Origin of the sequence: Cedecea neteri, assembly GCF_000758305.1 — a bacterium.
Taxonomy (GTDB): Bacteria; Pseudomonadota; Gammaproteobacteria; order Enterobacterales; family Enterobacteriaceae; genus Cedecea; species Cedecea neteri_C.
The window spans coordinates 1,812,283-1,825,053 of record NZ_CP009458.1 but is presented as its reverse complement, the minus strand read 5'-3'; the positions used below and the strand labels follow the sequence as shown (position 1 = coordinate 1,825,053).

Annotated in this window: 11 protein-coding genes; 3 read left to right on the top strand and 8 right to left on the bottom strand. The window is 53.2% G+C overall.

Annotated features, from left to right (window positions below):
• Positions 1-4: 4 nt before the first annotated feature.
• Positions 5-937, bottom strand: coding sequence for a bifunctional riboflavin kinase/FAD synthetase (gene ribF, locus LH23_RS08580; protein WP_039290180.1), 933 nt, complete (start codon positions 935-937; stop codon positions 5-7).
• A 326-nt stretch (positions 938-1,263) separates the two neighbouring features.
• Here ribF and rpsT point away from each other — a divergent pair, with 326 nt between their 5' ends.
• Positions 1,264-1,527, top strand: coding sequence for a 30S ribosomal protein S20 (gene rpsT, locus LH23_RS08575; protein WP_008461694.1), 264 nt, complete (start codon positions 1,264-1,266; stop codon positions 1,525-1,527).
• 64 nt (positions 1,528-1,591) lie between these two features.
• Here the strand turns inward: rpsT and nhaR are convergent, their stop codons facing one another.
• The 4 genes from nhaR to dnaK all read right to left on the bottom strand — a co-directional run bounded on the left by nhaR (position 1,592) and on the right by dnaK (position 7,063).
• Entirely contained in the window at positions 1,592-2,485 is an 894-nt protein-coding gene (gene nhaR / locus LH23_RS08570) for a transcriptional activator NhaR (RefSeq protein ID WP_039290176.1), read from the bottom strand.
• A 66-nt stretch (positions 2,486-2,551) separates the two neighbouring features.
• Positions 2,552-3,724, bottom strand: coding sequence for a Na+/H+ antiporter NhaA (gene nhaA, locus LH23_RS08565; protein ID WP_039290175.1), 1,173 nt, complete (start codon positions 3,722-3,724; stop codon positions 2,552-2,554).
• 198 nt (positions 3,725-3,922) lie between these two features.
• Positions 3,923-5,056, bottom strand: a complete 1,134-nt coding sequence (dnaJ, locus tag LH23_RS08560) for a molecular chaperone DnaJ (RefSeq protein ID WP_039290173.1) — start codon at positions 5,054-5,056, stop codon at positions 3,923-3,925.
• An 84-nt stretch (positions 5,057-5,140) separates the two neighbouring features.
• On the bottom strand, positions 5,141-7,063 hold the full coding sequence (dnaK, locus tag LH23_RS08555; RefSeq protein ID WP_039290171.1) for a molecular chaperone DnaK: 1,923 nt from the start codon (positions 7,061-7,063) through the stop codon (positions 5,141-5,143).
• Positions 7,064-7,360: 297 nt separating this feature from the next.
• Between dnaK and satP the strand changes: the two genes are divergently transcribed.
• Complete coding sequence (gene satP, locus LH23_RS08550) at positions 7,361-7,927, top strand: acetate uptake transporter (protein WP_039290168.1); 567 nt, start codon at positions 7,361-7,363, stop codon at positions 7,925-7,927.
• Between the two features lie 51 nt (positions 7,928-7,978).
• Here satP and LH23_RS08545 read toward each other — a convergent pair whose 3' ends face one another.
• The 3 genes from LH23_RS08545 to tal all read right to left on the bottom strand — a co-directional run bounded on the left by LH23_RS08545 (position 7,979) and on the right by tal (position 11,065).
• Positions 7,979-9,289, bottom strand: a complete 1,311-nt coding sequence (locus LH23_RS08545; RefSeq protein WP_039290166.1) for an MFS transporter — start codon at positions 9,287-9,289, stop codon at positions 7,979-7,981.
• Positions 9,290-9,414: 125 nt separating this feature from the next.
• Positions 9,415-10,002 (bottom strand): molybdopterin adenylyltransferase, encoded by a 588-nt coding sequence (mog, locus tag LH23_RS08540; RefSeq protein WP_039290163.1) that lies wholly within the window; start codon positions 10,000-10,002, stop codon positions 9,415-9,417.
• Positions 10,003-10,111: 109 nt separating this feature from the next.
• Positions 10,112-11,065 (bottom strand): transaldolase, encoded by a 954-nt coding sequence (gene tal / locus LH23_RS08535; protein WP_039290154.1) that lies wholly within the window; start codon positions 11,063-11,065, stop codon positions 10,112-10,114.
• 217 nt (positions 11,066-11,282) lie between these two features.
• On the opposite strand from tal, the gene LH23_RS08530 reads away from it, so the two are divergent.
• Positions 11,283-12,722 carry an alanine/glycine:cation symporter family protein gene (locus LH23_RS08530; protein WP_039290151.1) on the top strand — a complete coding sequence of 480 codons (1,440 nt, stop codon included), beginning with the start codon at positions 11,283-11,285 and terminating at the stop codon, positions 12,720-12,722.
• Positions 12,723-12,771 lie beyond the last annotated feature (49 nt).

Here is a 12,771-nt window from a genome sequence, read left to right as displayed (position 1 = left end):
CCTTTCAGGCATTTGACTCAAAAAATTCTCGGGCTGACACCACATCTCTGGCGATTTGCGCCTTCAGCTCATCAAGTGAAGCAAATCGCTGCTCATTACGTATCTTTTTACGCAGCACTACTTCTATATGGCGACCATAAAGGTCCATTACAACGTCCAGTAAATGGACTTCAAGCTGCTGGCGTATTCCCGCCACCGTAGGGCGAGTCCCGATGTTTGCCACGCCGGCAATTGGCGTTTCACCAAGGCCTGAGACTTCCACCGCATAAACCCCTTTTACCGGGGAAACATGGCGACGCAGCGGCAAGTTTGCGGTCGGGAAGCCAATAGTACGGCCCAGCTCATCCCCATGCACGACACGGCCGGAGATCATAAACGGATGCCCCAACAGATTTTCGGCCTGCTGCAGGTCATCATCGGCCAGCGCCTGGCGCACTGCGGTACTGCTGATACGCACCCCATCGTCGCAAAACGTTTGGGTGCTGGTGATATCAAAACCGTATTCGCGGCCAGCCTTCTGTAATAACAAGAAATCCCCCTGGCGGCCAGCGCCAAAGCGGAAATCATCCCCCACCGCGAGGAATTTCACCCCGAGTCGGTCAACCAGAAGGTCGCTGACAAAGTTTTGTGCACTCAGTCCGGCAAAGCGACGGTCAAAGCGCACGCACAGGACGTAGTCCACGCCGCACTCGGCCAAATAGCGCAGCTTCTCTCGCAGGCGAGTCAGCCGGGCAGGCGCTTTTTCCGGTGCAAACAATTCGAGCGGTTGAGGCTCAAAAATCATGACCATTACCGGAAGATTGCGCGCACGCCCTTCTTCGCACAGGCCCTTTAACAGCGCCTGATGGCCACGATGCACGCCGTCGAAATTACCAATGGTGAGTACACACCCGTGGTGCTCCCGGCGCAGATTATGTATACCGCGTATCAGCTTCATGGCTGGCTCAAAACAGTGGAAATTGGCGGATTATACCAACTACCGCGATTAAGGTTAACCGGCGATTACCGCCTTTAACGTAAAGCTTGAATGAATTCATTGTACTGGGAAGGGCTTTGCGCAGACTTCGCATTTGTCTTGACGAATTTTGATGCGAAAGACTGTATTCCGAAGCCTGATGCTGGTAGAATCCGCGCCATCACACGTAAGAGGTGTCGGAAATTTAACGACGCTTATTTGCACAAATCCATTGACAAAAGAAGGCTAACGGGGCATATTCCTCGGCCTTTGAATTGTCCACATAGATCATATTTGGGAGTTGGACCTTGGCTAATATCAAATCAGCTAAGAAACGTGCCGTACAGTCTGAAAAGGCTCGTAAGCACAACGCAAGCCGTCGCTCTATGATGCGTACTTTCATCAAGAAAGTATACGCAGCGATTGAAACTGGCGATAAAGCTGCTGCACAGAAAGCATTTAACGAAATGCAACCAATCGTGGACCGTCAGGCTGCTAAAGGTCTGATCCACAAAAACAAAGCTGCGCGTCATAAAGCAAACCTGACTGCGCAAATCAACAAACTGGCTTAATCGCCTTTTTGCTGTGAGCTTTGATAAAAAAACCGGCTAACGCCGGTTTTTTTATGCCTGTCATTCAGTCAACTTTAAACAGCGCTGAGTAATCTTTGCTGCAGATACGCTGCACCGCAGGATGCTGGATCATGCGTTCAGCAAAGATGGCGTGATACTCCTCCAGCACGTTATCCATTCTGCCAATCTCAACGACGTCGTCATCACTGTAGATATCCCGTGCATACAACGTCGGAGCAACAAAGATAGCATTGTGCGCTGCACCAAACGCTTTCATCAGCGCGGCATCATCAAACTCGCCCAGAATCTCAATCTTCAGCCCCTGGATGTTAATCCAGTTGAGAAGCTTGCGCCCCAGCATAGAACGGCGCCCAGGAATAAGAAGGCGTCGAGTTTCAAGGCAGGCGGGGAAAGGTAGCTCCGGCGCCGGACCTTTACACCAGAAGCTGATCCCGCACTCGCCAAGCTTCACCGAAAACAGCCCTTCTTGCTGAGTCGAGTCAATTGGGCAGTCCGAAATGATCATGTCCAGTTTATGCTGGCTCAACTGTTCGAGCAGCATTTCATGGGTGGATTCAAAACAGCGCAGATGAATTTGCTCATCCCCAACGACTGCTGCATCCAGCACGCCGCTAACCAGACGTTTGGACAGCGCATCCGCGACGCCAACATCAAACAGGATGTTAGCCTCTTTGCGATAGTTAACGATATCCAGCATTTCCTGGCTCAGGGTAAACATCCTGTCGGCGTAGCGGAAGACCAGTTGCCCCAGCTCCGAAGGGACAAGCCCCCTTCCCTGACGGCGGAAAAGCTTCCCTTGCAGGCGTTCTTCAAGCGCTTTTATTTGCCCGGTGATTGTTTGTGGGGTCAGGAACAACGCCTCAGCGGCACCGACAACCGACCCCTCTTTGCAAACGTGCCAGAAATAATAAAGATGATTGTAATTGATATGGGACATGCCCTTCACTCCCTGAGAATTAATCCATTATCGGGTCATCTGACGATGACCCGGCAGCCAGTAACGTCATGAAGTCGCCTTAGGCAATCGTGCTTTTAGCATCATGAAACCGACGACAGCAGAGAGCAACGATCCCAGGAGTATCCCCAGCTTCGCCCAGGTAATCAGCTCCGCGTCAACGTCGCCAAAGGCCAGCGAAGCGATAAAGATAGACATCGTAAACCCTATGCCACACAGCACGCCTACCGCCATGATATCCCTGAAACTGGTTCCCTCTGGCAGCGAGGCAAGTTTAAACTTGAGCGCCAGCCAGCAGAACAGGCTAATGCCCAGCGGCTTACCGATAAACAAACCGGCCATAATCCCCAGCGGCAGAAGCGACGTTAGCCCCTGCACCGTCACTCCGCTGAGAGAAACGCCGGCATTGGCAAAAGCAAACAGCGGCAGAATCAAGAAAGCCACCCATGGATGCAGCACATGCTCCAGATCCTGAGCTGGCGAGCGTCCTTTCTCTTCTTTCAGCGGAATAAAGAACCCAATAATCACGCCCGCAAGCGTGGCATGCACGCCCGACTTCAGTACTGCCGTCCACAATATGACGCCCACCAGAATGTAAACTCCGGTACGGCGCACGTTGAACAGGTTCAGCAATGCCAGTACGACAATAGCTGCCGCCGCAACGCCCAGCGACATCATCGAGAGATCGTGGGTATAAAACAGCGCAATAATTACAATCGCCCCAAGGTCGTCAATGATCGCCAACGCCATCAGGAAGACTTTCAACGCCAGAGGAACACGGTTGCCCAGAAGCGCCAGGATCCCCAAAGCAAACGCGATATCCGTTGCCGCAGGTATCGCCCACCCTTCACGCGTTACAGGATCAGCATAGTTGAAAACCAGATAAAGCAGAGCCGGCACGACCATCCCGCCAAGGGCAGCAATGACCGGGAATGAAGCCTGACGGCGATCGGCCAGTGAGCCAATAACCATTTCCCGCTTCACCTCAAGGCCAATCATCAGGAAGAAAATCGCCATCAGGGCATCATTCACCCACAGCAGCAGATTTTTACTGATATCCAGCGGCCCAATTCTCACTTCAACAGGCGTGGCAAGGAACGCCTCGTAGCCGGCGCTGGTCGCATTCATATTCGCCAGCAGCATTGCCAGCGCGGCGGCAACAATCAAAAAAATACCGCCGGCGGCATCATTCTGAAAAAAACGTTGCAGATTTTTAGTCATTATTTCACCCAACTCTCTAAGTAGCGTATTCATCCTGAACACTAATAGGGTAGCCAGCATAGCGATAATGACACATCGTTAAAAACAGCTTATATTGCAAGTAACGATCGAAAAAACCGATCGATATAAAAAGGCATAAAAAAAACCTGAACCGAATGAAGCAGTTCAGGTTTTTTGAAGCATAACAACAGGAAGAAATTACCGAGTTAAATCATCAAAGAATTTCTTCACGCCGTCGAAGAAGCTCTTCGAGCGCGGGCTGTTGTTCGCCCCGGTAGGGCCGCCGAAGCTCTCTTCCAGGTCACGCAGTAGCTTTTTCTGCTTTTCGTTAAGACTAACCGGCGTCTCTACAACAACGCGGCACAGCAGATCACCCTGCGCACCACCTCGCACGGACTTCACGCCTTTACCGCGCATTCTGAACAGCTTGCCGGTTTGCGTTTCGCCCGGAACCTTGAGGTTAACCCGCCCGTCCAGGGTTGGGACTTCAATTTCCCCACCCAGCGCAGCCATTGCGAAGTTGATCGGCACTTCGCAGTACAGGTTATTACCTTCACGTTCGAAGATTGGGTGCTGTTTCACCTGAACCTGAACGTACAGATCGCCTGATGGCGCACCGTGTTCACCCGCTTCGCCTTCGCCAGACAGACGAATACGGTCACCGGTATCCACGCCCGCCGGGATTTTCACCGACAGCGTTTTGGTTTTCTCTACTCGGCCGTGGCCGTGGCAGCTATTGCACGGATCTTTAATGATGGTACCGCGGCCCTGACAGTGCGGACAGCTTTGCTGCACGGTGAAGAAGCCCTGACGCATTTGCACCTGGCCCTGCCCGTGGCAGGTTGGACAGGTCTGCGGAGAAGAGCCTTTTTTCGCGCCGCTGCCGTGGCAAACTTCGCACTCTTCGAGCGTCGGGATACGGATCTCTTTGGTGACGCCACGAACCGCTTCCTCAAGCGTTAAGTCCATGTTGTAGCGCAAGTCTGCACCACGAGACGCACGCTGACGGCGTCCGCCGCCAAAAATGTCGCCAAATACGTCGCCAAAGATATCGCTGAAGTCCGCACCGCCGCCGCCAAAGCCGCCACCACCGCCCATACCGCCTTGTTCAAACGCAGCATGGCCGTACTGATCGTACGCCGCACGTTTTTGAGCGTCGGTAAGGATTTCGTAGGCTTCTTTGATCTCTTTGAACTTCGCCTCGGCCTCTTTATCGCCCTGGTTACGGTCCGGATGGAACTTCATCGCCAGGCGCTTATAAGCCTTTTTGATTTCACGCTCTTCCGCTGACTTCGGAACGCCTAAAACCTCGTAATAGTCTTTCTTCGCCATCTCTTTTTTCTGCCCTTAACATACGAGCACGGGCGTGGAGTAAACTCCGCGCCCGTGCCGGTTAATTACCCTGCATCAGGGCGATTATTTTTTATCTTTAACTTCTTCGAACTCGGCATCGACAACATCGTCGTCTTTACCGGCGTTAGCGTTGCCTGCATCAGCAGCATTGCCAGCCTGCTGCTCAGCGTGCTGCTGCTGAGCCAGTTCCATCAGCTTCTGGGAAACTTCAGCCAGAGCCTGAATTTTAGCTTCGATGTCCGCTTTATCTTCGCCTTTCAGCGACGCTTCCAGCGCAGTCAGCGCAGACTCAATAGCAGTTTTGTCGTCAGCTGGCAGTTTGTCGCCTGCTTCTTCAACCTGCTTACGGGTGCTGTGCAGCAGATGGTCGCCCTGGTTACGGGTCTGAACCAGCTCTTCGAACTTACGGTCAGCTTCGGCGTTAGCTTCTGCATCACGAACCATTTTCTGGATTTCGTCTTCGTTCAGACCGGAAGATGCCTTGATGGTGATCTTCTGCTCTTTACCGCTGTTTTTGTCTTTTGCAGAAACGTGCAGGATACCGTCAGCATCAATGTCAAAGGTGACTTCGATCTGTGGCATACCGCGCGGTGCCGCGCTGATCCCGTCCAGGTTGAACTGACCCAGTGATTTGTTATCGGATGCACGTTTACGTTCACCCTGAATCACATGGATGGTTACCGCAGACTGGTTGTCTTCAGCGGTAGAGAACACCTGGCTGTGCTTGGTCGGGATGGTGGTGTTTTTGCTGATAAGCGCAGTCATCACGCCACCCATGGTTTCGATACCCAGAGACAGCGGGGTAACGTCCAGCAGCAGTACGTCTTTTACATCACCGGTCAGCACGCCGCCCTGAACCGCTGCACCGATAGCAACAGCTTCATCCGGGTTAACGTCTTTACGCGGCTCTTTACCGAAGAACTCAGCAACTTTTTTCTGCACCATTGGCATACGAGTCTGACCGCCGACCAGGATAACGTCCTGGATATCGGAAACGGACAGGCCAGCATCCTGCAGGGCAACTTTCAGTGGCTCGATAGAACGGTTCACCAGGTCTTCGACCAGGGATTCCAGTTTCGCACGAGTCACTTTGATGTTCATGTGTTTTGGACCGGTCGCGTCTGCAGTGATGTACGGCAGGTTCACGTCGGTCTGCTGTGCAGAAGAAAGCTCGATTTTTGCTTTTTCTGCCGCTTCTTTCAGGCGCTGCATTGCCAGCGGATCGTTACGCAGGTCAATGCCCTGATCTTTCTTAAACTCGTCAACGAGGTAGTTGATCATGCGGCTGTCGAAGTCTTCACCACCCAGGTGGGTATCACCGTTGGTTGCCAGAACTTCGAAGGTTTTCTCGCCGTCAACTTCGTCGATTTCGATAATAGAGATATCGAAAGTACCACCACCAAGGTCGTAAACCGCGATAGTACGGTTGCCAACTTCTTTATCCAGACCGTAAGCCAGTGCGGCAGCGGTTGGTTCGTTGATGATACGTTTCACTTCCAGACCTGCGATGCGGCCGGCGTCTTTGGTTGCCTGACGCTGAGCATCGTTAAAGTATGCTGGAACGGTGATAACAGCTTCGGTTACCGGCTCACCCAGGTAATCTTCAGCGGTTTTCTTCATTTTCTTCAGCACTTCAGCAGAGATCTGCGGCGGTGCCATTTTCTGACCTTTTACGTCAATCCATGCGTCGCCGTTGTCAGCGCCGATGATTTTGTAAGGCATGATGGCTTCATCACGCTGCACTTCTTCGTCCTGGAAGCGACGGCCAATCAGGCGTTTAATCGCAAACAGAGTGTTTTGCGGGTTAGTCACTGCCTGACGTTTAGCCGGCTGACCTACCAGGATTTCGCCGTCCTGCGTGTAAGCAATGATAGAAGGCGTGGTGCGGTCGCCCTCGGCGTTCTCCAGCACACGAGCAGTTGTACCATCCATAATCGCGACACAAGAGTTAGTAGTCCCCAGGTCGATACCAATAATTTTACCCATCTAAACGTCTCCACTAAAAATTCGTCATCATGTGGTTGTGAACCTGTTATGCGGGCAAAAGCGTCTGTTTCAACTGCCCGAAGCGTTTTTTTTCAGGTCCGCCAACTGCGGTTGCATACAAGATGGGGTCGCAACGCTTGCCATCAAGGGGCAGGTGAAAAAAAATTTTCAGCTTTCCCCCCGCTCAGATCATAGACGGCGACGTGCTGCCTGATTATTATGCCGCGCCCGCAACCGGACTCCCGGCGGCAGGGCGTTAATTAACACTACATTTCAGATGAATTTTTCAGAGGAACTATGGGCAACACTAAGTTGGCTAATCCAGCTCCCCTGGGCTTAATGGGCTTCGGCATGACCACCATTTTGCTCAACCTGCATAACGCAGGTATTTTTGGTTTTGACGTTACTATCCTCGCGATGGGGATTTTCTACGGCGGTATCGCGCAAATCTTCGCGGGCCTGCTGGAGTTTAAAAAAGGGAACACTTTCGGTTTAACCGCCTTCACCTCATACGGCTCTTTCTGGCTGACGCTGGTGGCGATTCTGCTGATGCCTAAAATGGGCCTTAGCGATGCGGCCAATGGCCACTTCCTTGGCGCGTACCTGGGCCTGTGGGGTGTCTTCACCCTGTTCATGTTCTTCGGTACTCTGAAAGCACCACGTATGCTGCAGTTCGTCTTTGCCAGCCTGACCGTGCTGTTCGCCCTGCTGGCGTTTGGCCACCTGGCAGATAACGAAGGTATTGTGAAAGTCGCGGGCTGGATTGGCCTGGTGTGTGGCGCAAGCGCTATCTACCTGGCGATGGGTGAAGTGCTGAACGAGCAGTTTGGCCGCACCGTGCTGCCGATCGGCGAAAAGCACTAATCTTCCTTTAGCGGAAAGCAAAACGCGGAGCCTTGCTCCGCGTTTTTTTATTCAGGAAGGCGTCAGAGCCCCTTCTTCTATCTTATCCTGATGATGAATATCCTTTCTCAGCCAAATCCCCATCACCAAACCCACGATAGCAAGCGCCAACACATACCAGGCCGGGGCCATCGGCGAAACGCCCATTAGCATAGTGACCGCAATCGGCGTCAGGCCGCCAAAAATGGCATAGGACAGGTTGTAAGAAAACGAAATTCCGGTGAATCGCACCTGCGCCGGGAAGGCTCGCACCATAACAAATGGCACCGCGCCAACCACCCCCACGCTCAACCCAACCAGGCCATAGAGCAAGAAGAGATGTTCCGGATGCGTCCCACTCAGGTGATAAAACATCCAGCTACAGATGGCGAGCAAGACGCTGCCGACGGTAAAGGTTTTCCCTGAGCCAAAGCGGTCAGCCGCCAGCCCTGCCAGCAGACAACCCACGCACAGCATAATCGTGGCAATACTGTTTGCCTGTAGCGTTAAGGCAGGCGCGATCCCATGCTGTTTTTGCAGCCAAATCGGTGACATCAAAATCACTACTACGATGCAGGCGGAGAGCAGCCAGGTCAGCAGCATAGAAACAACCACTGCTTTTTTATGCCCAACCACTACTGACTTAAGCGGCAGCTCCTCAGCCAACGCTTTACGCTGCTGCATTTCGAGGAAGATTGGCGTTTCACGCAACCAGCGGCGAAGATACATCGCCACCAGGCCAAAAATCCCGCCAAGGAAGAAAGGAATGCGCCAACCGCCATCATGAATCGCCTGCTGGGTCATGGAAGTATTAATAATGGTTGCCACTACGGAGCCCAACAGAATCCCGACGGTCAGACCCATCGTCAAAATGCCGCAGGCAATACCAATCCGCTTATCCGGCACATGCTCAGAGACAAACACCCAGGCGCCCGGCACTTCGCCGCCGATTGCCGCCCCCTGCAGAATACGCATCAGCAACAGCAACAACGGAGCCGCAATGCCTAACGAGGCATACGTCGGCAGCAAACCAATGGCCAGCGTCGGTACCGCCATCAGCAGAATGCTGAGGGTAAACATCTTTTTGCGGCCGACCAGATCGCCAAAGTGCGCCATCACAACCCCGCCCAGTGGGCGCACAAGATAACCGGCCGCGAAAATAGCGAATGTCTGCACCTGGCGCAGCCACTCCGGGATATCAGCCGGGAAGAAGAGCTCTCCCAGCACTGCCGCAAAGAAGACGAAGATAATGAAGTCGTAGAATTCGAGGGCGCCGCCGAGGGCAGCAAGGGTCAGGGTTTTATAATCCTGCCGGTTAAGAGGTCTGACGTGCTGTTTTGACATAGGGGACCGCTTGTAAAGAGGAGTGTTAATTATTTTTTCCGTTTAGCTGTAAAGCCAGAGTTACTATAACGGTAAAATGTTCACACTCCATACCAATTCGATCTTATGTCACAAAAGCTAATTATTCAGGGTTTTATCTCGCGACGAGCACTTTTAGGACGGAAAGCTGCTACCACATGGTCATGCGTTTCAACATAAGGCCCATCCAGCAACTGTATACAATACGGTACACTTGCAAAAATCCCTGGCACCACAACCTTGCCGTTTTCATCTTTCACGCCTTCCAGCGTTTCCTGAATAGATTTTGGCTGCCCCGGAAGGTTGAGGATCAAGGCCTGTTTACGAATGACGCCTACCTGACGAGAGAGGATCGCCGTCGGGACAAAATGCAGGCTGATCTGACGCATCTGTTCGCCAAAGCCGGGCATTAAACGATCGGCAACGGCAAGCGTAGCATCCGGCGTTACGTCACGACGCGCCGGTCCGGTCCCACCGGTTGTCAGCACCAAATGGCAGGCCATTTCATCCACTAGCTCGCAGAGCGCTTGTTCAATGATGGATTGTTCGTCAGGGATCAGACGGGTTTCTATCTTAAAAGGTATTGTCAGCGTCTGTTCGAGCCACTCTTGCAGCGCAGGAATGCCTTTATCCTGATAAACGCCGCTGGAAGCGCGGTCTGAAATGGACACGAGTCCAATGCGTAAGGTATTCATATCAATCCTGGAAATCAGCAAGTCTGAGAGGAATGATACACGGGGAAAGGCGTTGCAGACAGGGAAAGCGGTGAAAAGCGTGGCCGACGCAAGCCGGCCACGAGAATGATTACAGCAGATCGCCGATCATTTTTTCCAGTTTTTCCTGGTCGATTGCAAACTTACGGATACCGTCCGCCAGTTTGTCTACGGCCATTGGATCCTGGTTGTGCTGCCACAGGAACTGAGACTCGGTGATGCGCTCAGGACGCGCTTTCACTTCGCCGGTGTAGCTCAGCTTACGCTCGATGGTACCTTCGCTTTCTGCCAGCTCTTTTAGCAGCGCAGGAGCAATGGTCAGGCGGTCGCAACCAGCCAGCTCGATGATTTCACCGACGTTACGGAAGCTTGCGCCCATCACCACGGTTTCATAACCGTGCTGCTTGTAGTACTGGTAGATTTCGGTCACGGAAACCACGCCTGGATCTTCCTGCGGTGCGTACTCTTTCTTGTCGGTGTTAGCTTTGTACCAGTCAAGGATACGGCCAACAAACGGAGAAATCAGGAATACGCCAGCTTCAGCACAGGCACGAGCCTGAGCGAAGGAGAACAGCAGGGTCAGGTTACAGTTGATGCCTTCTTTTTCCAGCTGCTCTGCAGCGCGGATGCCCTGCCAGGTAGAAGCCAGTTTAATCAGGATGCGATCGTTGCTGATGCCCGCGTCGTTGTAGAGCTTGATCAGGTGTTTGGCTTTCGCGATGCTGGCTTCGGTGTCATAGGACAGGCGAGCATCCACTTCGGTAGAAATACGGCCAGGGATCAGCTTCAGAATTTCCAGGCCGATATTTACAGCCAGCTTATCGGAAGCGTCAACCACCTGCTGAGCGCGATCGTTGCTCTGGCTACGAGCCCAGGTAATCGCTTCGTCAATCAGTTTACGGTACTCAGGGATCTGCGCAGCGTTAAGGATCAGAGAAGGGTTGGTAGTAGCATCTTGCGGCTGGTACAGCTTCATCGCCGCGATATCTCCGGTGTCAGCAACCACGGTGGTCAGTTGACGCAAAGAAGTCAATTTATCCGTCATAATGAGTGTTTCTCTTCAGGTGTAGCTTGTTAGGGAGATGTAACCGGTCTGGCTTGATGATATCACGCCGCCCATCAGGTGCAACCGCGACAAGTGCTGTCCGTCCAGTGGGCGAGAATATGCTAAACTCGACCGCCAATTTATCTGTAACGTAATGGATTGCATGGCCCGGGCCCGTCAACCTCGCCGCCATCACGCATTAACAAGAGGGACGTTAATGACAGATTTTTTATTATTTATCAACGAGGTGCTTTGGGGCTCGGTCCTGCTTTGGCTGCTGATTGGCGCGGGCATCTGGTTCACCTTCCGCAGCGGCTTCGTCCAGTTCCGTTACTTTACCCGGCTGCGCCTTTTCCTGCGCAACAGCGACTCGCCGGATCCTTCCGGAATATCCTCATTCCAGGCTCTTTGCACCAGCCTTGCCGCGCGCGTCGGCAGCGGTAACCTTGCGGGCATTGCGCTGGCCATCTCAGCTGGTGGCCCCGGATCGGTGTTCTGGATGTGGGTTGCCGCCGTACTCAGCATGGCCACCGCCTTCGCAGAATGCTCCCTCGCCCAGCTCTATAAAACCCGCGACAAAGAAGGAAACTATCGCGGCGGCCCGGCCTGGTATATGGAGCGCGGGCTTGGTATGCGCTGGATGGGCGTGCTGTTTTCCGTCTTTTTGATCGTTGCCTTCGGCATGGTGTTCAACGCCGTACAGGCCAACTCTATCGCGATTGCCACTCACTACGCGTTTGACGTGCCAAAAATCTGGGTGGGCCTTTTCCTGGTGACTGTTACCGCGCTAGTCATCTGGCGAGGAATGCGGACCATTGCTCGCCTCTCCCAGTGGCTGGTGCCGCTGATGGCCTTACTCTGGGTATGCATGAGCCTGTATGTTGTGGGGCTGCATATTGAACGTTTCCCCGAAGTCATCAGGCTGATTTTCAGCCACGCCTTTGGCTGGCACGAAGCCGCTTCGGGCGCGCTGGGTTATACCGTCAGCCAGGCCATCACCAATGGCTTCCAGCGCGGGATGTTTTCTAACGAAGCGGGCATGGGCTCCACGCCGAATGCCGCCGCAGCCGCTGCCGCATGGCCTCCACACCCGGCCACTCAGGGCGTGGTGCAAATGTTTGGCGTGTTAATTGATACGGTGATTATCTGCACCGCGACAGCCGCCATTGTGCTGATGTCCGGCATGATGGACGGCATTGAAACGTCACGTAGCGGCATTATCCTGGTTCAACAGGCGCTCAGCTCAGCCGTGGGCGGCTGGGGCAGCGGTTTTATCGTGGTGATCGTTTTCCTGTTCGCCTTCACGTCTATCATGGCAAATTACACCTACGCCGAGAACAATTTGCTCTTTCTGAACCAGGACAGCCGCGCACTGAAATTTCTACTGCGCTTTATGGTACTCGCAATGGTGATGTTCGGAACTCAGGCTGCGCTGCCGCTGGTCTGGCAGTTGGCAGACGTGGCGATGGCGATTATGGCGATAACCAATATCACGGCGATCTTGCTGCTTTCACCGGTGGTGAAAGCGATAGCAGCAGATTATCTTCGCCAGCAAAAGCTGGGCATATCGCCTATTTTCAATCCCAACCGCTTCCCGGAGATTAAGAACCAGCTGGCACCCGGCGTTTGGGACAGAGACGTTGAAAAAAAACCTTAGCTGATTGCAGCCATAGGCCGCGACAGGCGGGAAATTTGCTAAAGTAACG

Coding starts and splice junctions, on each gene's coding strand:
- ribF (WP_039290180.1), bottom strand. CDS start 937: ATGAAGCTGATACGCGGTATACATAATCTGCGCCGGGAGCACCACGGG.
- nhaR (WP_039290176.1), bottom strand. CDS start 2,485: ATGTCCCATATCAATTACAATCATCTTTATTATTTCTGGCACGTTTGC.
- nhaA (WP_039290175.1), bottom strand. CDS start 3,724: ATGACTAAAAATCTGCAACGTTTTTTTCAGAATGATGCCGCCGGCGGT.
- dnaJ (WP_039290173.1), bottom strand. CDS start 5,056: ATGGCGAAGAAAGACTATTACGAGGTTTTAGGCGTTCCGAAGTCAGCG.
- dnaK (WP_039290171.1), bottom strand. CDS start 7,063: ATGGGTAAAATTATTGGTATCGACCTGGGGACTACTAACTCTTGTGTC.
- satP (WP_039290168.1), top strand. CDS start 7,361: ATGGGCAACACTAAGTTGGCTAATCCAGCTCCCCTGGGCTTAATGGGC.
- LH23_RS08545 (WP_039290166.1), bottom strand. CDS start 9,289: ATGTCAAAACAGCACGTCAGACCTCTTAACCGGCAGGATTATAAAACC.
- mog (WP_039290163.1), bottom strand. CDS start 10,002: ATGAATACCTTACGCATTGGACTCGTGTCCATTTCAGACCGCGCTTCC.
- tal (WP_039290154.1), bottom strand. CDS start 11,065: ATGACGGATAAATTGACTTCTTTGCGTCAACTGACCACCGTGGTTGCT.
- LH23_RS08530 (WP_039290151.1), top strand. CDS start 11,283: ATGACAGATTTTTTATTATTTATCAACGAGGTGCTTTGGGGCTCGGTC.